The organism is Paraglaciecola aestuariivivens (genome assembly GCF_052983255.1).
The window spans coordinates 93,512-113,805 of record NZ_JBRKBA010000007.1 but is presented as its reverse complement, the minus strand read 5'-3'; the positions used below and the strand labels follow the sequence as shown (position 1 = coordinate 113,805).

Below are 20,294 nucleotides of genomic sequence, written 5' to 3'. Positions count from 1 at the left end.
GAAAAGTATCATCATCGAATAGGCTAGTAGTCAGAGGGTATTCTTATGTTAAATAAAGATCTAGAGCAGACGCTTAACGAAGCGTTCATTTTTGCCAGAGAGCATCGTCATGAGTTTATGACGGTAGAACACCTGTTACTTGCCTTGTTAGACAATAACGCCGCCAGAGACGCTCTGAAGGCCTGTGGCGCCAATATTGAGTCAATTAAACAAGAACTTACCGATTTTGTGAAAGATACCACGCCATTATTATTAGATGAGCAAGGTAACGAACGCGAAACTCAACCTACTTTAGGATTTCAACGGGTATTACAACGTGCGGTTTTTCACGTGCAATCTTCAGGCAAAGAGGAAGTGACTGGGGCGAACGTGCTGGTGGCCATCTTTAGCGAACAAGAATCACAAGCCGTATATATCTTGAAGAAATCTGATGTCACCCGATTGGACGTTGTGAATTTTATATCTCATGGGGTTTCTAAAGTTGATGATGAATCAACCCCTCATGGTGAAAGCGAAGAAGAAGTCAGCGAGCAAGATGAAGCTGAAACTATGCTCGATAAATATTCAACTAATCTTAATCAGAGTGCCAAAGACGGCAAAATTGATCCGCTAATTGGTCGTGATAGTGAATTAGAGCGCAGCATTCAAGTATTATGTCGTCGCCGCAAAAATAACCCATTGTTAGTGGGCGAGGCGGGGGTCGGTAAAACTGCCATAGCAGAAGGCTTGGCCTATAGAATAGTCAACAATGAAGTACCAGAAGTGATTGCCGATGCTACTGTCTATTCGTTAGATATGGGAGCGTTGCTGGCCGGTACTAAATACCGTGGCGACTTTGAGAAGCGTTTAAAAGGCATATTAAAAGAGTTATCTGCCAGTCCAGATGCGATTTTATTTATTGATGAAATTCATACCATTATTGGTGCCGGAGCCGCATCGGGTGGGGTGATGGATGCATCAAACCTGCTTAAACCTAAGCTTAGCAGCGGTGAATTACGTTGTATTGGCTCTACTACTTATCAAGAATATCAAGGTATCTTCGAAAAAGATCGGGCTTTAGCAAGACGCTTCCAAAAAGTTGATGTGGTTGAACCTACAGTTACCGACACCACTAAAATATTAATGGGCTTAAAGTCGCGTTACGAAGAACACCACAGTGTGCGTTTTACCCATAAAGCTATTCGAGCAGCTGCTGAATTGTCGGCTAAATATATCAACGAGCGACATTTGCCTGACAAGGCCATTGATGTGATTGATGAGGCAGGGGCGAGCCAAAGATTATTGCCTGTATCTCGACGCAAAAAAACTATAGGCGTAAATGATATCGAGCATATTATCTCTAAAATTGCGCGTATTCCTGAAAAGTCTGTATCGGCCTCTGATAAAGAAGTACTTAAACACCTAGACCGTGATTTAAAGTTGGTGGTATTTGGTCAAGACGATGCAATAGAAACCCTAACAGATGCAATTCGGTTATCTCGCTCTGGCTTAGGCAATGAAACTAAACCTATAGGTAATTTCTTATTTGCCGGTCCTACTGGGGTAGGTAAAACCGAGGTCACTTCTCAACTAGCTAAAATTATGGGAGTTGAGTTAGTTCGCTTTGATATGTCTGAATATATGGAAAGGCATGCGGTTAGTCGATTAATTGGTGCGCCTCCAGGTTATGTTGGTTTTGATCAAGGTGGGTTATTAACTGATGCGGTGATTAAACATCCTTATTCTGTGGTGTTGTTAGATGAAGTTGAAAAAGCTCATAGCGATATTTATAACATTCTATTGCAAGTGATGGATCATGGCACCTTAACTGATAATAACGGCCGAAAAGTCGATTTTAGAAATGTGGTGTTAGTGATGACAACCAATGCTGGGGTACAAGAGTCGATTCGTACTTCCATAGGATTTAAACAGCAAGATCATACACACGATGCCATGTCTGAAATCAAGAAAGTCTTTACTCCTGAGTTTAGAAACAGGCTAGATGCTACAGTTTGGTTTAATCATTTAGATATTGAGGTGATTTTACAGGTTGTAGACAAGTTTATTGTTGAACTACAGGTGCAACTTGATAATAAAGGGGTGTCACTGGAAGTCACGAATTCGGCACGTAATTGGCTAGCTGAAAAAGGCTATGATAAAAACATGGGAGCTAGACCTATGGCTCGTGTTATTCAACAACATGTTAAAAAGGAATTGGCGCATGAACTACTCTTTGGTCGTTTGAGTCAAGGGGGCAGTGTTAAAATTGGCCTTAGCAATGATGCTCTTAGTTTTGAATTTTTATCTGACAGTAAGGAAAAGCCAGAGGCTTTAAACTCTTAGATAATTAGGCTAGAAAAGTGTAAGTACAAAAAAACCGATAATTTATTATCGGTTTTTTTTATTATTACGAAGATATTTAAGCTGGCAAACTAAATTCTGAGCCTAACTTAATGCCATTCGATTATTATCTAGCGCGGTAAATGATACGGCCTTTAGTTAGGTCGTATGGGGTCATTTCTACTGTTACCTTGTCGCCAGTCAAAATACGAATGTAGTTTTTACGCATTTTACCCGAAATATGTGCGGTAACAACATGACCATTCTCTAATTCAACACGAAACATAGTATTTGGAAGGGTATCCAACACAGTGCCTTCCATTTCAATACAATCTTCTTTCGCCATCTAACTCTGTTACCTCTGTTTATAAAATAAGTGTCTAAAAATGCCGCGCAGATTTTGCCCAATAAGCCAGCGAGTGTAAAGCTTTACCCTGATTTTTTTGTAATTAGTTGCCATTTATTGTCTAAAAAGCGCTCATGAGGTAAAAAATTCTGTTTATAGGCCATTTTTTGACAGGCATCGATTTGGTATCCCAAGTACAAATATGGCTTGTTTAATTTTTGACATAAGGCAATTTGTTGCAAAATTGCAAAGTGACCCAAGGAACGTTTTGCTTCGCTAGGTTTAAAAAATGTATAAAGTGCCGAAAGTGACGAAGGTAGATTGTCGGTAACTGCTACACCTATTAATTCATCAACTAAGTACATTTCGATAAATAAGGCTTGGTGCCAAGGGTTTAAAATAAAACCGTTATATTGTTCACGGCTGGCAGGATACATACTGCCATCATCATGGCGTTGGTTGATGTAAGACTCGTACAGAGGGTAGTAGCTATCTTGATTGGTTTGACTAATACGAACAGTGACATCTTGATTTCGCTTTAGCGTGCGTTTTTGGCTTTTAGAGGGAGAGAACTTACTAACTGGTATCCTAATGGATTCACAGGCTTGGCATTGAGCGCAATGAGGTCGATAGACTTGAGTGCCACTTCGTCTAAATCCCGCATGAATTAATAAATCATAATCCTGAATTTTAACTTTTTTGTCGCTCACATAAATTAAAAGTTGTTCTTGTTGCTCTGGTAGATAATTGCAAGGAGAAGCTGCTGTTATGCCAAATTTCATGCTCATATTAACGATTCACTCATCAGGAAGTTGCCTGGCTTGCCAAAGGCCAGGCAAAAAACCAGAGGTAAGCTGTTCACCTAATTTGCTTAAAAATATTGAACGCTCTATTTCTTCACAACCCAAGCTCTTTAAATGTGGGTTTTGCATTTGGCAATCAATCATTTCAGCGCCTTGGGATTTAAGTAGCCTGACTAAATGTAAAAAGGCTAACTTAGAGGCATTGGTTTGAATATGAAACATAGATTCCCCACAAAATACTTTGCCTACTACCACACCGTATAAGCCCCCAACTAACAATTCGTTGTCCCATACTTCTATTGAATGAGCATGTCCCGCTTGATGTAAGTTTTTATAGGCTTGTATCATTTCTTCTGTAATCCAAGTGCCTGAGTCGTTTCTTGGAATACTTGCACAAGCCTCAATGACCTCTTCAAACGCATAATTTAGGCTAACCTTTAGGGTAGTCTTACGGGCAAATTTTGCTAGGCTTCTACTTGGCTTAAATTGATTTAACCATAGCACCCCCCTAGGATCAGGTGACCACCACATTATGGGTTCACCTTCGCCATACCAAGGGAAAATACCATTCGAATAAGCCAATAATAATCGCTTAACCGATAGGTCTCCACCAAAGGCCAATAAGCCATTTGGTTGTTCGAGGGCTTCTGTAGGGTGCGGAAATCGCAGAGTCTGATCCAATTGAGTGAGGACAAGCATAAGTCAGTATGACACTTCCTATAGGATTAAAACTAAAAAGGTCTCTTAAGATGAGACCTTTTTTATTTCTAGTTTGTGTTTATTTATAGAGCATCTAAAAACTTTTCTGCATCTAGTGCCGCCATACAACCCGTTCCGGCTGAAGTAATAGCTTGGCGATAAATATGGTCACTCACATCACCTGCGGCAAACACACCTTCAACACTGGTTTGAGTTGCGTTACCTTCAGTTCCACTTTGCACTTTAATGTAACCGTCTTTCATTTCAAGCTCACCCTCAAAAATACCAGTGTTAGGTTGATGACCTATTGCAATAAATAGTCCCATTACATCTAGCTCTTCTGTGGCATCAGATTGGGTATCTTTAATACGAATACCTGTGACACCCATGTCATCACCTAGTACTTCGTCTAATTGGCGGTTTAGGTGCAATACCACATTACCATTTTTGGCTTTTTCCATTAAGCGGTCGGCCAAAATCTTTTCACTTCTAAAAGTGTCACGTCTATGGATAACGTGGACTTCTGAGGCAATGTTAGATAAATATAAGGCTTCTTCAACAGCAGTGTTTCCACCACCAACAACTGCTACTTTTTGGTTGCGATAGAAAAAGCCATCACAGGTAGCACAAGCTGATACCCCTTTACCCATAAATGCAGTTTCTGATTCCATGCCTAAGTATTTAGCTGATGCACCAGTACAAATGATCAATGCATCACAAGTGTAAGTACCTTGGTCACCGGTTAAGGTAAAAGGTCGTTTAGAAAGGTCTGTTTTATTAATGTGATCAAAAATGATTTCAGTATCAAACTTTTCTGCATGCTTTTGCATACGCACCATTAAATCAGGCCCAGTTAAGCCTTCAGGATCGCCAGGCCAGTTTTCTACTTCTGTGGTAGTAGTTAACTGACCACCTTGTTGAATACCGGTAAGTAACACCGGGTTTAAGTTAGCGCGGGCTGCATACACAGCGGCGGCATATCCAGCAGGACCAGAGCCCAAAATTAATAGTTTTACGTGTCTTGCTTCAGACATTTAACTCTCCAAATATTCTTACAGTGATCAAATGCTAAGCAAGCATTTGTGAAATTATCGCCTATACATGTGGGCAAGTGATAGACTTTCAACGTTGAGAAAACACTAATTGCCCTTATTTCGGCTATTATATTGATAAAGTGCAATTTTGGTAATGAGATTGATTAAATTCTACTGAATGAAAGGTCATTTGTTATAACATTTAGCGAGAAATAGACTTAAGTACTTTTCTAGTAATATCAAGAAAAGTGAATGTGGAGGTAATGCGCATGGCTAAAACAATTACATCTATGCTGAAAGACGGACAGCAGTACATGCAAACTTGGCCTATGCAATCTCAATTGTATGGCATGTTTCCAGAGTGTCGGGTGATTGCCGCAACGAAATTTTCAATCAAAGTTATGCCAGCACTAGCCGTTATGTCTGTGGCTATGTTAGTTAACTTGCAAGGTGTTGAGCGATTGCCTCAAGCTTTAGCTATTGGCGGATTTTTCTTATCTTTGCCCCTGCAAGGCTTATTGTGGTTAGGGCACCGCTCTAATCAGTTATTGCCACATAGCATTAAAAGTTGGTATTTAGATATTCACCATAAAATGCAAATGCAAGGTTGTGCACTGCAGCCGCCTAAAAATAAACCCGAATACAAAGAGCTTGCACGCTTATTAAAAACCGCTTTTGACGAATTAGATAAAGCCTTTACCAAGCGCTGGTTTTAATTTTATTAACACCTAGCAATATCTAACTGACCCACTATAAAAATCAATAATGGCGGGCAATAAAACATTGCCCGCCTAAATTGAACTTTAATCTTGCTGTGTGACTTTGCCCTCAATTACACCTTGATTGACAAGTTTACCTAATCCATTTTCAGAGGCGTTGCCTTTTACTGTGCCAGTAGGGCGTACGACTAGATCACCTTTACCGCTCTCAGTTACCTTACCGCTCACCAAACCAGAAATGAGAATATTGCCATCGTCCTGTTCATCAATTTTTATGTTGGCATTGCCTTCTTCATCTATGGTTTTGTCAACTCGACCAGTTGCTGTTATTTCAATACCACCAGCATCTGACTCCATAAGCTTTCCACTTGATATACCCGCCACTATTATCGAACCGGGGCCAGACTCAACTACTTTATTTTTCGCTATGCCTCCTTGCAAAATACGCACGCTGCCTTTACCAGTTTGAACAATCTTTTTATTGACCGAAACACCATTGCCTAATACTAAAGTGCCATCCATTATCATAATGTCTTCGCTAACATTAGCGTCTAGATAACAGAACCCAACAAGGTCATTTTGCATGCCATTATTAATATTTATAGCAGTTGCTTCCTCACAACCTTGGCCATTGACAAGGTTAATTGAAGTGAAAACATGACTCGCTTTATATACAGGGTCAGAGAGTTCTAGTGGTAAACCATAAGTGGGTATTGTGCCTAAAAATCTGGCTGTTATATCATATGAGCCAGCTGGCAAGGCTAGGTTACCTAACTTGGCTTTACCTGTATTGTCGGTAATGGTTGCGATTGTATAGGTTCCGTTCGGTCCACCTTCAAGGGTAAAATACACAGTACGCTGAAGTAGCGGGGTGCCTGCTGCATCTTGTAATTTAGCTATCACTCCTGATTGCACGCCCTCAACTTCGACTATCTGCGGACCTTGCTCTAAGGTTAAATTGGTAGAGGCCTTAATTATTTGAAATGCTTGCTCTGCAGAAGAGGCTCCAAACTCATCATTACCAGAAAAAGATGCTGTCAGTTTGTATTGATTAGGCAAACTATTTAGTGGCAATTGCACTGTGGCTTTGCCTAACGCATCTGTCTTAGCTGCTCGTCCAGTACTACCTATAGTAAATAATATATTGGCATCGGCTATGTAGCCTGATTCTGAGTTGAGGGTTGCTTCAAAAGTGTGAGTTTGGCCATATTGACCTGAAACAGGACCCACTAGGCTAATGTTACTATCGTCTAAACTTGTAGGCTTTCCATCAGAGCCTACTTCACCTTGTGCACCTGCTATGTGGTAATAGGCCCCATAGTTGTCACTCATAGTGACAAGTCCAGTCCCGCTTACCGCCTGAACAATATAATCTAGTCGAGCAAAGGAATTTGCTTGCCCTACTAAACGCCCAGTCCATTCGGTTGATTGGGTTGGATTTTGGGTAAGGTCTAGTGATTGCCATTGGCCTGTTGACGCTAAGCCTTCAGTGTAGGTAACCCAAACATTATGTATGCCAGAGGCGGGATCGCCTACCACCTTGGCAGAAAATATAATATCGTTTCCATCAACCACCGCCTGAACCCCTGATAAGCTAGGAGGACCTGAAAGAGCAGGAACATTCTGGGCATAGGTTTTAGTGTTGTCGCTGTAATACAACCTAAATTCTAGATCATTATATTGTCTTAGAATTGCGTCAAAATCCCCCACATTAGTTACCCTATGTTGAGCTGGTGTTACATGTAATATCGGCTCTTTACCTGTTAACGCGCCAAAATAATTAACTGTCGCAATGCGCATTGGAAAATTAACTTGTGAAGTAAAGGGCGTGTGTACTCCGCGTAATTCGGTAGTGGGTGCCCCAGTTAGCGGTAACACTAAACGTTCCTGCCATGCTCCACCACGTAGACCAATACCTCTCAAAGAGAGTGGGGGGCCAGTGACTCCAACCTGACGCGAGAATAATGGTATAGCTGGTTCTGCAGGGTTAGAAACCACCCCATTAGCTCCAAGTAAGTAGGTGGCAGTTAGATTTCCCCCCTCTAAATTCGCTAAAGTAACAGTACGGTCGATAGTGGCACCATCAGCACTATTAGTAAATTGCATGGGTAAATCTGCAACTTGAAGGCCTAATAGGGCGCCAGGGTTGTTAACAACAGGCTCAGGTTCGATATTTGCTACTGATGCAGGGGGAGTTATACGCTCTCCAGCAAGATCGACTTTTAACATTGGCAGACCAAAAACCGTACTAATTAAAATAGACTTACGATGTAGCCCTCTAATATCAGGGGTATCTGACAAGTATTTTTGCTTAGCTCGAACTAATGCTTGACCAACAGACACTGGGCCTAAGCCAGTACGTAATTCTTTGGCAAAGCCAACATAAAGTTTTTCACTGTATTCAACAAAGTCAGTATCCCCATATTGATAACCTGTACCTGCAATTAGGGTGGCACCTTTTTGGGCAAATGCTTGAGTCCAGTCTAGGGTCAAAGTTACGCCAGGTACGGCGTCTTCGTTGACTATGTTGTAACCTGAGTGACAACCCGCACTAAAAACAATGGAATTGGTAAAGTCTACTTCATCATCAAGTAGCTCTGTGGTAAGGGCTGTGGTTTTGTAGTCTGCGGCTAAAGTACTATTAGCGCTAAAATGGCCGGCCAAAAATACTATATCTTCACCTTCGATTATTAATTCTCGTCTTAAATCATCTGCAGTCCATGAGCGAGGATCATCTGGAGAAATATTAGCTGCAGTGATTAAAGTGTCATTACGTGCGTCTTGTGTGCCGGCGACTAGTTCATGTTGCACTTCTAAGGCCGCATCGGTCAAAAAGTCATAACCAGTCACTAAAGTAGACGAAGGCTGAGGAATCACTCCGTTAGGCGTAGAAAGATAGGCGTCTAATATTATATTCATTTCAGCCGCGGTTTCGACCAAACGACCTACAGCTAGATCAGGTATAGGGAAAGAGCCATCTCGCAAAGATAATATAGTACTTGCCCCATACTCATCTTGACCCAAAATATAATTAAGCCTTAACGCAGACTGCGATTGAGTACCATTAGCCATTGGCGGATCGTAATCTTGCTCTGGGCCTAACAAGCCCTGATCTGGATAGCGGAAAAATGGTACATGACTGTCACTGCCTAAAATGACCACATAAGATAAGCTAGGATTAGCACTACGATAATCATCAATAAGCTCTTTAATGGCAAAAGCAGTTAGATTTTCAGCATAAGGGCATGAGCTGAACTCATCTGCTTGTTCATGTAAGGCTTGAATGTGGTTTATTTGGCTAAGATCGACTATTGCCCCTTGTATTTCGGCTCTGGCGGCAAATTCGTTAAGTTTAGCTCTAAGTTGGGCTATATCAGCCGCTGAGTTGTCAGGATCTGCTATTATCCGCTCACTATCCCATAAGATAATGCTCTGATAATCATTGGCTTGGGCAGAAGTGGAGCCAGTCATTGGCACTACCCCAGTACAGTCTACACCATCGAGGTTTACCGACAGTTCAAAAGGGGTAGAGAAATCTGAAGCGCCATTTTTTCCCGACACTCGTACATAAAAATGCCCAGTATTGTTCCAAGTATCAGCTACAACCACTTCACTACCTGTACCGGTTTGTGCTGATACGGCAAGTAACGCGCGAATTTGCGCACTAGCAAAGTTTTCGCCATTAAATACAGTGGGAGAAAAAACCGATGGGCTGAAAACCGAAGGACTAAATACCGAAGGCGAAAATACCGAAGGGCTAAACACAGACGGACTAAACACAGATGGTGAAAATACCGACGGAGAAAATACTGACGGACTAAACACTGAAGGTGAGAACACCGATGGGCTGAACACTGAAGGTGAAAATACCGAAGGAGCGTAAGCATCAGGGCTAAACACCGAAGGCGAAAACACCGAAGGACTAAAAACCGAGGGAGAAAATACCGAAGGCGCAAACTCAGCACTAAGTCTATTCAGACCATCAATATCTGCATCACCTTGCAAGCTAGTAAATGCTTGTTGAATATCTTTAAAAACAAACAGATCATAATCATCAGGAAGTGATGATAATGAGATTGTGGCGCGTCCTCCAGGCTGTATAGGGAATTTATACCATCTAGATTTTCCAGGGCTATCTAAATAACCGCTTATGCTTGACTCAGCTGTTAATGTAGTAAGGCTATTAGTAAGTTCAATAGGAAGTGCTCGTACCCAAGAATCATTATCTGGACCTGCAATAATACATACTGATGGTTCACCGCTGGTTTCGTCACCTGCAATACGAGCGGTGACATAATTTGAAACAGGCTCAGTGGTTTCCACTAAGGCTGAAATAAAAGCCTCACCATTAGCGTCAAATTCGCCAATATTAAATTGTGCAAAGACTTGCGCATCTTCGCCTAAATCTCCATCAAAACAATAGGCTGAAGTCATTAATTCAATTGCCTGTGAGGTTTCACCTGGCTCGCCTGAAGCACGAAGCGTGACTGCGGCTTTGTCGCCTTCAGCATTAGCTAAGGCTTGCAATAACACGACTTCACCAAATTGTTCAGGAGTAGAGATAGTTGCACCATTAATAGTTAAGGTGCCTGTTAATATGGCATTACTATCAAAATTGCTGCCAGACAATTGAAATCCATATCTTTGCCCCGCATTGACTTGCAATATCACAGAGCCACTATAACTAAAGCCAGCTGAAGGGGTTGTGCAACAACTTTCTGGGCCTTCATTTACCAATGGAAAGGTTGAGACAGTTTCACCGTCTTCGACAAATGCTTGTAAAGACACTAACACTTGATGAAATGCATGGTGGCCTTCATAAGTATAAAACAGTTCTAAGGTGGCGGTTTGACCTGCAGTGGTACTTAACTCCCATTCTCCTCGGCCACCAGAAACAAAACCCGTTACTGGTTCATTAGTGTAAAAAAATGTTAGCCTCCCAGTTTCAGCATCTTGTGTTAATGAAGTAGTAAAAGGCGGATAACCACTAGGGGCAAAAGCTGAGCTTTGCCAAAAGTCTAACGTATCTGAATCTTGTGCAGTCGAAGTATTTAAAAAACAAAAAAAGCAATACAGTAAGGTAAAGGTCAAAATCTTGATGGAAGTGTTAATCATGTGCTTAATATCCCTGTTACAAGTTCAACCATTAATGGCCAAACCCAACGTTCAAACACCTAAATATGCTAAAAGCGATATGGTAGGTGGAACACCATATAAAAAACTTGCAAAAGCAAGTTCAAAGCACTTTCTCTTTGCAGGTGATGTAACCAAAGTTTAGGCTGGAGCATAAAGTACAGTTAAGCGAGCAAAGTAAGACTAAAGCTTGTAGGTAAATATAGGCGTCTTTAATGCAAACGCAAACATAACAACTGTATCTTTATTAATCATTTTAAGGTTAATAAAAATCTATAATTTTAAAGCTAACCCTTTAAGGAAAGAAAACTCACCAAGTGTAATGTAAGGCTACTCGATAAGATTAAATAAAAAAGGCATGCTAGTCTGTAAATGATTTATTAAATCAATGGCTTGGAAATGAAATAAAAAGTTTAGGCTCTAGTCCTTGTAAATGTTTTTACTCAATCTTTGAATCTGTCTGTGAGTAAATCAGCATGTCATTTTTATAAAATGACAAAATACGTTTTTGCGCATCTTTGGCAAAAGGACTGCCCTGAGGTCTAGTGTCAATAAATTGCTCGTAGGTTTGTTTGGCCACTTCTATATTTCCCAAGCCTTCTTGAGCTCGAGCTGTCCAGTAAGGCAGGGTAGACAAATATCTAAAGCTAGGTAAGTCATCTAAAAACACAGCTGTAGCTTGACCTTTATTCTTTTCGCATTTCACAAACTCATCCAAGGCTTCAACATAGTACCCAGCTGCAAGATAGGTTTTCCCTATTTCAAGGCGGATCAGCCATAGGTCTGCAAATTGTACAGCCGCACCTAGCGTGTCAAAGGCTTCTATGAAGTTACCTTCTTTACGTTTAATCGCACCTTTTATCATTAAGCCATAAGCGCGACTGTGTTTTTGAAGTTTGGCTGATAAGGTATTGGCTATGTCTTCAGTTTTTTCAATTAAATTACTATCTAAAAATATCCTTGCCGCACCGACTAAAATGGAATCACGAGAAGATAAGGTTAAGGCTTTATTAGCAAAGTCTAAAGCTGCTTCATGGTTGCCTGAAGCGAATTCAGTTTGCGCTAATGCAATTAATTTCACTGCAGCATGGTGTTCTTTGTTTGCCTCGATATCGCGTTTTATTGCGGGAGTTAGTATTTCTCGAGCAGCAGAAAAGTTGCCACGAAACATTTCTAAATCGGCTAAACCTAGAGTTGCTGTAGATTCTCTAAACTCAGTTAATGTTGCTTTTGTCATTTTATTGTAAGTGTCTCGAGCTTTTGCAAAATCACCAGTCGCTAAATAGCCAATCGCAAGTGGCAAATAACCGGTACCATAGTTGGGTTCGTCTTCAACTAACGACTTTGCCATTTCAGATGCTTCAGTAAATTTGCCCGAGTACATGGCATACAGCGCAAAGTTAGAGCGAAATAACGAGTTTTTTGGATAAAGATCTAATACGATTTTGCCTTCAGAAGTAGCGGTATCAAAATCTAACAAATAAAATGCCACAACAGCCAGGTTATTATGACCCGCAGTATCTGAGGGGTATTTTTTAACTAACTCTGAGAATACTTCTTTGGCTTTTTCAAAGTTTTTTGTAACACTCACATAATAAATACCTAGGGTTCTTAATCTTTCTCGCTCCGAGATCCGATTCATTCGAGATAAAGATTCTTGCCATAATTTAGCGGCTTTTTCTTCTCTACCTAAATTGGTTTCGCTAAGCGCCCATCCTGCATAAGCACGGCTAAAATTAGGGTCAAGTTCTGTGACTTTTTGAAAAAGCTCTATGGCGGCTTCATTATTGCCTTCAATGGCAAGTTGTTGGGCCTTGCTGTACAGCTGCGCAGCTTCTAGTGAAGCAGCGGTAAAGGTTTCGTAGGTTTCTAAGGATTCACTGCTAATAGAATCATCACCTAGTTTCTTACGTACATCTTGAGCTAACTTACCAATAGTTTCTAACACGTGCTCTGTAGACTTGGCCTCTTTAGAAAGAGCAAACACTTCTTCTCCAGTGACTGGCTCTATGGCTTTTATAGTGATGTTGAATTCTGACTTTTTAGGCACTATCGAGCCAAGAATAACCAAACCAATACCTTCTTGAATTGCGACTAACTGCGCAATATCTGCATTAAGATTAGGCGTGTCTTGTTGTATCGTATTTGCAACGGCAAGGGCTTCATTGCGTCTGTAAGAAGAGATATATGGCGCACTTTCGATGCCTACTATTAATGCCATTTCTAAGACATCTTTAAACACAGGATTTTGAGTTTTGTTATCAAAGTCGGCAATCAAAATAGAAACATTCTCATTGGAAACTTTTTCACTCACGTTAGTGATATTCATGCCAACAGATAAAATTAACGCAACAAGTAAGATGCCAATGATTATAAAGTCGAGTTTTCTATCCTTAAAATAGGGAATGATTTCTTCAGTAGATTCATCGTGTAATTCAACGCCTTTTTCGGTTATGTTGAAAACCCAAGATAGCACCAAAGTTACAGGAAAGCCGATAACGGCAGTGATCACTATGGCTTGCATTACCCAATCAGGTGCATCAAAAGTAGGTAAGATAATACTGGCCGCTTCAATCAGTATCCACACAATACCTACGTAAAGACCAGCAGTGCGGAATACATCGCGGCTACGTAATTTTTGTATAAAGCTATTCATATTATTTTCTTAGTTATTAAGCTCCATCTCTTACCAAAAAGTCTAGCATTAACAGAAATCAATGTTAGCTGTTTGATATTTATACAGGTTTATGAGCAATTTACATACAAATTTAACTAATAGAGCTATGAATTAAGGCAGATAATAGATTTAGCGAACTTTTTTAGCCCACTAAAGGTTATAAATGGGTAACGGTTGTAGACAATGAAAGTAATTTATCAATCTAGTGAGCGGCTTGCGTTATTTCGGCTCGAAGAACGCTTTTACACTTTCGGCAAATATATTGTTGCTGGCCTCTTTTCACTTTATTGTGCCGTCTAATACTTAATGTTAACGGGCCACAGGCACAATGATAGGTAAAGGTTTTTCCAGCAACTTTTGTTACGTTCATTTTGTGGTAGGTTTGAGGTTGTCTTTCAAATACCGTTCTCATTAAATTTTGCCATTCCTTACCATGGGGTTTAACACGTCCGAACAATTGAAATGCTAACAAGTGGCAAATTTCGTGTGGTACCACATCAGATAAAAACTCTGAAAGATTATCGTTTAACAACACAGAATTAAAACGCAATTCATGAGTTTGCAATCTGGCACTAGCAGCCACTTTACCTCTTTGATTAAAAGTAACCTGTGGCATGGCAAAATTTTGTTGTAAATACTCATTCGCATGCTGCATTAAAAGAGTAACTTGTTGAATAATTTTTTGTTGGTTTGGGCAAATCACAAAACGCCAATTGATGATTAGTTACTGACAATATTAGAATTTTAAACAATACTGGATGAATTCCAATGACTTTAGGGCATATTGTGAAAAAACAAAAAAGACGCGCATTAAACTTTCGATTTTTAGCAGAACCTACAGATGTTAATTTTGGCGGTAAGGTTCATGGTGGTATTGTCATGAAATGGATGGACCAAGTGGGGTATGCCTGTGCTGCCCAGTGGAGTGGACGCTATTGTGTGACGGCTTCAATTGGTGGGATCCGTTTTAAACGTCCAATTTTGGTTGGTCAAATGGTTACCTTAAAAGCGCAAATCATTCATACAGGTCGCACTAGTATGCATATTTATATTGGCATTGAAGCGGGTGATCCCACCGACAGTGAAAAGCATGAAACTGGGCACTGTATTATGGTGTTTGTTGCTAGCGATGAGTCAGGAAAGCCAGTTGAAGTACCGAGTTGGAAGCCAGAGTCTAAGCGCGACATTGCATTTGAACAATTTGCTATTCAGGCAAAAGATGCTGCCATAGATCTAGACAATGCGCTACTCAGGGCCAAAGCCACTGAGTAGCATCAGAAGGATTATTTAATACTCACAAGTTAAGCAGTAAGCGTAAACACCTTTAGGATCGTTTAAGGCTATGGCAGCTTCAATATCAGTACTAAATTGTTTAACTAATTTTAACAAGGCGCTAGATTTTTCTAGTTCAAACGCCCCATCTAGGTGAACTGAGGCATGTTGGAACAACTCACGCCAAAACAGCTCCTGCTTAGATAAACTTCTCTTAATATATTGAGTGTCATAAGTATCTAAGTTGGCCAATTCAGCAGCTTTTTTCACGCCATCTTCTAAATAACCTAGCTCGTCTACTAAGCCTAATTCTAAGGCTGTGTCACCAATCCAAACGCGGCCTTGAGCAATATTGTCGACTTGCTCTTTACTCATGTTACGTTTGTCTGATACTAGGCTAATAAATTGGTCGTAGCCATGTTCAATACTACGTTGAATGATAGCGCCTAATTGTGGGTCTAAGGTTTTTGCAATACTCATACCCGAAAATTCAGTGGTGCCTACACCATCTGTGCTAATCCCTAAGTAGTCTAAGCTGTTTTCAAAGGTTAAAAACATGCCAAAAATGCCAATTGAACCTGTGATAGTAGTAGGGGCCGCAATAATGCTATCTGCACCAGCAGAAATCCAATAACCTCCAGATGCAGCATAAGTACTCATTACCGCCACAACAGGTTTACCTGCAGCTTGTAAGTTTTCTACTTCTTGACGAATGATCTCTGAAGCAAAAGAGCTGCCACCAGGTGAATCTACATATAAAACCACTGATTTAACCGAATCATCTAAACGGGCTTTGCGCAATAATTTAGCTGTGCTGTCGCCGCCAATTTTGCCTGGCTTTTGGGTGCCATTTAAAATCGCGCCTTTAGCTACCACTATGGCTACTTTGTCTAATGTATTAGTGACATTGGGCAGTACAGGTTTGATGATCTTTAAATAGTTTTTAAAACTAATGGCATTGTAGCCTAAACCACTTTCATTAGTTCCCACCACTGAGGCAATCTCTTGAAAAGCTTGTTCACGGGTTTTTAACTCATCTACCCAGCCAAACTCTAAGGCGTACTTGGCAAAGTCACCTTCTACTTGTTCAAACTTTCGTAAAAATACATCCAGTTTTTCATCAAAATCTTCTACTTCAAGGCCACGGGCTGCAGCCACGCTGGTTTTATACTGCTGCCACATGCCAGACAACCAAGCTAAATTGGCTTCTTTGGCTTCAGCAGACATGTCGTCGCGAATATAAGGTTCTACAGCAGATTTGTAGGTGCCTACTTTAAACACGTGGGCTTTGGCTTTTAATTTGTCTATCGCAGATTTAAAGTAGGTGCCGTAACGTCCGTAGCCTTCAAATAACATAAAACCCATAGGGTTTAAGTAAAGGTGATCGGCGCGACTCGCAAGGTAATATTGATTTTGGCTAAAGTAGTCACCTACTGCAAAAATAGGCTTCTCACTGAGCTTAAAGTCTTCTAAGGCAAGGGCAATTTGTTCTAATTTGTCTAAACCCGCACGTCTTAGTCCATGTAAATCTAAAACTAAGGCTTTGATTCGGTTGTCTTGCTTGGCATTTTCTATGCTAAACAACACATCTTGCAGTAATACTTCTGGGTTATCGTCTTCTTCCTCAAAAGCTTCTTCAATGAATTCAGAAAAAGGATCTACCGCTTGTTTCTCTATGACTAAATCACCGTTTAGTTCTAAGATTAACGCTGAGTCTAGCGGCACTACTATTTTGTTGTCATCTTTCATCAATGCCGAAATAATAACAATACAAATAACAATGAATATAAGGTTAAAAAATAATTTGCGGCTAAAATTTAGCCCAGTCCACAAGCCCACAAATAAAGACTTGGTCCAACTTTTTCCAGAAGACATACACTCAAACTTAATTAAAAATGAAATATACTGCATCCTAACTAAAAAACGCTTCAGTGAACATTTTGAAATGTAAATTTCTGTGACTTTTTTATTCACAGACTAAATGAGTAAGATAGACTGAAACTAAATCACATTATTAAACTTGGATGCTTGATGAATACTAAACCTGCTTTTCCTCATTTATTTCAACCGTTAAATTTAGGCTTTTGTGAATTACCTAACCGCATCTTAATGGGCTCAATGCATCTAGGCTTAGAAGAGGAAAAGAATGGTTTACACAAGCTCGCAGCTTTTTATCGTGAGCGAGCAGCGGGGGGAGTAGGGTTAATGGTCACAGGTGGCATTAGCCCTAATCGTCAAGGATGGTTGTTACCTTTTGCGGCCAGAATGGCAAATAAAAAGCATGCTCAGCAGCATCAAGTGATTACCCAAGCTGTACATGAATACAACAGCAAAATCTGTTTACAAATATTGCATGCAGGACGTTACGGTTATCACCCATTTAATGTGGCCCCTTCAGCTATAAAATCTCCTATTACCCCGTTTAAACCGAGAGCCTTGTCGGTTAAAGGTATCATCAGTACCATAAACGACTACGCCAATTGTGCGGCCATGGCTAAATTAGCAGGCTATGACGGAGTCGAAATCATGGGCTCTGAAGGCTACTTTATTAATCAGTTTTTATGTCAAAGAACCAACCAAAGAACGGATGAATGGGGAGGCAGTTTTGAAAATCGTGCGCGTATTGCTATCGAAATAGTGAACGCGGTAAGGCAAAAAGTTGGTAGCGATTTTATCATTATTTTTCGTTTGTCTATGTTGGATTTAGTGGAAGGAGGCAGTCAATGGGATGAAGTGGTTGCCTTAGGTAAAATGATCGAACAAGCAGGCGCCACTTTGATTAATACTGGTATTGGTTGGCATGAAGCCCGAGTACCTACTATTGGCACTATGGTGCCAAGAGGGGCCTTTAGCTGGATCACAGAAAAGCTTAAAAAAGAAGTGAGTTTACCCCTGATTGCCACTAACCGTATTAACACCCCAGAAATAGGCGAAAAAATCTTGGCCAGTGGACAAGCAGATATGGTGTCTATGGCTAGGCCCTTTTTAGCTGATGAACAATTTGTTATCAAAGCGCAACAAGGGTGTAGTGAGCTAATCAATACCTGTATTGCATGTAATCAGGCTTGTTTAGATCATGGTTTTCAACGCAAACGCGCCAGTTGTTTAGTAAACCCTAGAGCCGGCTACGAAACAGAGTTAAATTTCACTTTAACTACCCACAAACAAAAAATCGCGGTAGTGGGCGCGGGACCGGCGGGTTTGGCTTTTAGTTGTTATGCAGCTGAACGAGGACACCAAGTCCATTTATTCGAAAAAAGTACAGATATTGGCGGGCAATTTAACTATGCCAAGCTTATTCCAGGTAAAGAAGAATTTCACGAAACCCTGAGGTACTTTAGCCATAGGTTAAAACAAACAGGGGTGAAGTTACATTTAGCTAGCGAACAAAGTGTGTCTTCTCTGGTTGATGGCAAATTTGATCAGGTCGTATTAGCCACCGGAATTAAGCCAAGGCAAGTGGATATTCCCGGGATTGAACACCCAAAAGTCATGACCTATCTAGAGGTATTGCGCGATAAAAAAACTGTTGGTAAATCCGTGGCTATTATTGGCGCTGGGGGCATAGGTTTTGATGTGGCTGAATATTTAGTTGAGGGCGAATCATTAACCACTCAACCCGAACTTTGGTTAAAAAACTGGGGAATAGATAAAGATTTTTGCCACGCCGGCGCACTGACAGAGCCACAAGTTTTGCCTCCTGCACGGCAAGTTTATTTGTTACAACGCAAAACCTCTAAAGTTGGCAAAGACTTAGGTAAAACCACAGGTTGGATCCATCGAGCTAGTCTTAAACACAAACAAGTTGCAATGATGGCTGGAGTGGAATACCTCAAAATTGACGATCAAGGCTTACACATTCAAGTAAATGATAAAAGCCAAGTGTTAGCAGTTGATAACATTATTTTATGTGCAGGCCAAGAGCCATTGCGCGCCTTGCAAACAGGCCTGCAAGAACATGGCATAAAGGTGCATTTAATTGGCGGGGCAGATGTTGCCGCAGAGCTTGATGCAAAACGGGCGATCCGCCAAGGGGCAATCTTGGCCTCAGAAATCTAGGCCAAGATAATTTATTGCCCATGGCCTTTTATTTTTTAACCACTAGATCAAGCTGTCTGGCCGGAAAATAAACCACAGTGGCGCATAGTATTAATGCTGCGCTGGCGAGGTAAATGATAAGCTGATAGTTGTCATTACCTAGTACTAAAGCGGCCACCATAGGGCCAGAGGCTAAGCCCATCTTAGACGCAAAACCCCCTAAGGCCGCCAATTGGCCGGCTTTGTCTAATTCAGAGCAAATGCCAAACATATAGGGCAAGGCAAAAGCCCAAGTAATGCCAATCATGATATTAGCCAACAAATACACCATGGAAATTTCACTAAATATAAGCACCCAACTACAAAGTGCAGTTAGTAAAATAGCCATTACTAAAGGACCAGTACGCCCCAGCTTAGTGCCAATTAAAATCACCAACATTGAGCCCAATAGGGCCACCCAACTTGCGCTAGCCAAGGCTGGGCTCATAAAGTCCATGGTTAATCCTTCGGCTTTGCCTAAACCAATTACATAGGCAAACAAGCCCATATTGGCTGCTTGAAACAAAAAGATTGCAGATAAATTCATATACAAAGGTAATCGTTTTACTTTAGGGGGCAGGGCGGCTAATGGATCAACCACTGCGACTGGGTAATGAGGTAAAAAAGGCAGCATAACTAACGAAATAAAAGTAAAAGCCATAAGCGACACAAACAAAGCGGTGGTGCCAAATTCAGGTACCATAGCTGGTAAATACATAATACCTAAGCCCCCTAAGCCCCATTGGATCAACAACAGATAACCAAAGGTTTTATCAGGGTTTTCGGTACGAGATATCACCGCAAAGCCAATGCCTACTAACAGTCCCCCTACTAAGCCATGCAAACCTCGAATAAAAATCATTAGGCTGGGCGAGTCAATAAAAATGCAGGCAAAATCTACGCTTAAAATACAAACTAGTAGCCAGTAGGCCCATTTTTTCCAATCGATATGTTTAACTACAAATACAGCTAACAGCGCTCCTGCTGCAGCACCATACAAGTTAGCTGAACTAACAAAACCCGCTTGTTGATTGGTAAAGTTTAAGCCTTCTTTTAAACCGCTAACTAAGGCAGGCATGATGTTGATATAAAATATCCCTGCGGTGGTTAAAAAGGCTAAAAATATACGTGCCAGCGCTCCGTTAGCCTCAACTTTATAGGTATTTACCGGGGCGGCATGTGAAGATAGGTCATTTTCCATTTTATTCTCCAAAG

At 40.8% G+C, this 20,294-nt stretch carries 13 protein-coding genes; 4 read left to right on the top strand and 9 right to left on the bottom strand.

Features of this window, described 5'->3' with window-relative positions:
- Positions 1-45 precede the first annotated feature (45 nt).
- On the top strand, positions 46-2,322 hold the full coding sequence (gene clpA / locus ACVCDT_RS12065; protein ID WP_447133035.1) for an ATP-dependent Clp protease ATP-binding subunit ClpA: 2,277 nt from the start codon (positions 46-48) through the stop codon (positions 2,320-2,322).
- A gap of 124 nt (positions 2,323-2,446) precedes the next feature.
- Here the strand turns inward: clpA and infA are convergent, their stop codons facing one another.
- The 4 genes from infA to trxB form a co-directional block, all read right to left on the bottom strand.
- The gene (gene infA / locus ACVCDT_RS12060; protein ID WP_008844395.1) at positions 2,447-2,665 is read right to left on the bottom strand and encodes a translation initiation factor IF-1; all 219 of its coding nucleotides are present in this window, start codon (positions 2,663-2,665) and stop codon (positions 2,447-2,449) included.
- 83 nt (positions 2,666-2,748) lie between these two features.
- On the bottom strand, positions 2,749-3,447 hold the full coding sequence (locus tag ACVCDT_RS12055; RefSeq protein ID WP_447133088.1) for an arginyltransferase: 699 nt from the start codon (positions 3,445-3,447) through the stop codon (positions 2,749-2,751).
- Positions 3,448-3,462: 15 nt separating this feature from the next.
- Positions 3,463-4,167, bottom strand: coding sequence for a leucyl/phenylalanyl-tRNA--protein transferase (gene aat, locus ACVCDT_RS12050; RefSeq protein ID WP_447133034.1), 705 nt, complete (start codon positions 4,165-4,167; stop codon positions 3,463-3,465).
- 83 nt (positions 4,168-4,250) lie between these two features.
- Positions 4,251-5,201, bottom strand: coding sequence for a thioredoxin-disulfide reductase (gene trxB / locus ACVCDT_RS12045; RefSeq protein ID WP_447133033.1), 951 nt, complete (start codon positions 5,199-5,201; stop codon positions 4,251-4,253).
- 269 nt (positions 5,202-5,470) lie between these two features.
- Here trxB and yfbV point away from each other — a divergent pair, with 269 nt between their 5' ends.
- A complete protein-coding gene (gene yfbV, locus ACVCDT_RS12040) occupies positions 5,471-5,917 on the top strand; it encodes a terminus macrodomain insulation protein YfbV (RefSeq protein ID WP_447133032.1) in 447 nt (148 codons plus the stop codon).
- Positions 5,918-6,004: 87 nt separating this feature from the next.
- Here the strand turns inward: yfbV and ACVCDT_RS12035 are convergent, their stop codons facing one another.
- The 3 genes from ACVCDT_RS12035 to ACVCDT_RS12025 all read right to left on the bottom strand — a co-directional run bounded on the left by ACVCDT_RS12035 (position 6,005) and on the right by ACVCDT_RS12025 (position 14,433).
- On the bottom strand, positions 6,005-11,035 hold the full coding sequence (locus ACVCDT_RS12035) for a C25 family cysteine peptidase (RefSeq protein ID WP_447133031.1): 5,031 nt from the start codon (positions 11,033-11,035) through the stop codon (positions 6,005-6,007).
- A 457-nt stretch (positions 11,036-11,492) separates the two neighbouring features.
- Positions 11,493-13,709 (bottom strand): tetratricopeptide repeat protein, encoded by a 2,217-nt coding sequence (locus ACVCDT_RS12030; RefSeq protein ID WP_447133030.1) that lies wholly within the window; start codon positions 13,707-13,709, stop codon positions 11,493-11,495.
- 223 nt (positions 13,710-13,932) lie between these two features.
- On the bottom strand, positions 13,933-14,433 hold the full coding sequence (locus ACVCDT_RS12025) for a SprT family zinc-dependent metalloprotease (protein WP_447133029.1): 501 nt from the start codon (positions 14,431-14,433) through the stop codon (positions 13,933-13,935).
- Between the two features lie 83 nt (positions 14,434-14,516).
- Between ACVCDT_RS12025 and ACVCDT_RS12020 the strand changes: the two genes are divergently transcribed.
- Complete coding sequence (locus tag ACVCDT_RS12020; RefSeq protein WP_447133028.1) at positions 14,517-15,002, top strand: acyl-CoA thioesterase; 486 nt, start codon at positions 14,517-14,519, stop codon at positions 15,000-15,002.
- 15 nt (positions 15,003-15,017) lie between these two features.
- Here the strand turns inward: ACVCDT_RS12020 and sppA are convergent, their stop codons facing one another.
- A complete protein-coding gene (gene sppA, locus ACVCDT_RS12015) occupies positions 15,018-16,877 on the bottom strand; it encodes a signal peptide peptidase SppA (RefSeq protein WP_447133027.1) in 1,860 nt (619 codons plus the stop codon).
- Positions 16,878-17,033: 156 nt separating this feature from the next.
- Between sppA and ACVCDT_RS12010 the strand changes: the two genes are divergently transcribed.
- Positions 17,034-19,061, top strand: a complete 2,028-nt coding sequence (locus tag ACVCDT_RS12010; protein ID WP_447133026.1) for an oxidoreductase — start codon at positions 17,034-17,036, stop codon at positions 19,059-19,061.
- A 28-nt stretch (positions 19,062-19,089) separates the two neighbouring features.
- Here ACVCDT_RS12010 and ACVCDT_RS12005 read toward each other — a convergent pair whose 3' ends face one another.
- Positions 19,090-20,280, bottom strand: a complete 1,191-nt coding sequence (locus ACVCDT_RS12005) for an MFS transporter (RefSeq protein ID WP_447133025.1) — start codon at positions 20,278-20,280, stop codon at positions 19,090-19,092.
- Positions 20,281-20,294 lie beyond the last annotated feature (14 nt).

Excerpts from the sequence above, each read along its gene's own strand:
- clpA (WP_447133035.1), top strand. The coding sequence starts at position 46 with ATGTTAAATAAAGATCTAGAGCAGACGCTTAACGAAGCGTTCATTTTT.
- infA (WP_008844395.1), bottom strand. The coding sequence starts at position 2,665 with ATGGCGAAAGAAGATTGTATTGAAATGGAAGGCACTGTGTTGGATACC.
- ACVCDT_RS12055 (WP_447133088.1), bottom strand. The coding sequence starts at position 3,447 with ATGAAATTTGGCATAACAGCAGCTTCTCCTTGCAATTATCTACCAGAG.
- aat (WP_447133034.1), bottom strand. The coding sequence starts at position 4,167 with ATGCTTGTCCTCACTCAATTGGATCAGACTCTGCGATTTCCGCACCCT.
- trxB (WP_447133033.1), bottom strand. The coding sequence starts at position 5,201 with ATGTCTGAAGCAAGACACGTAAAACTATTAATTTTGGGCTCTGGTCCT.
- yfbV (WP_447133032.1), top strand. The coding sequence starts at position 5,471 with ATGGCTAAAACAATTACATCTATGCTGAAAGACGGACAGCAGTACATG.
- ACVCDT_RS12035 (WP_447133031.1), bottom strand. The coding sequence starts at position 11,035 with ATGATTAACACTTCCATCAAGATTTTGACCTTTACCTTACTGTATTGC.
- ACVCDT_RS12030 (WP_447133030.1), bottom strand. The coding sequence starts at position 13,709 with ATGAATAGCTTTATACAAAAATTACGTAGCCGCGATGTATTCCGCACT.
- sppA (WP_447133027.1), bottom strand. The coding sequence starts at position 16,877 with ATGTCTTCTGGAAAAAGTTGGACCAAGTCTTTATTTGTGGGCTTGTGG.
- ACVCDT_RS12010 (WP_447133026.1), top strand. The coding sequence starts at position 17,034 with ATGAATACTAAACCTGCTTTTCCTCATTTATTTCAACCGTTAAATTTA.
- ACVCDT_RS12005 (WP_447133025.1), bottom strand. The coding sequence starts at position 20,280 with ATGGAAAATGACCTATCTTCACATGCCGCCCCGGTAAATACCTATAAA.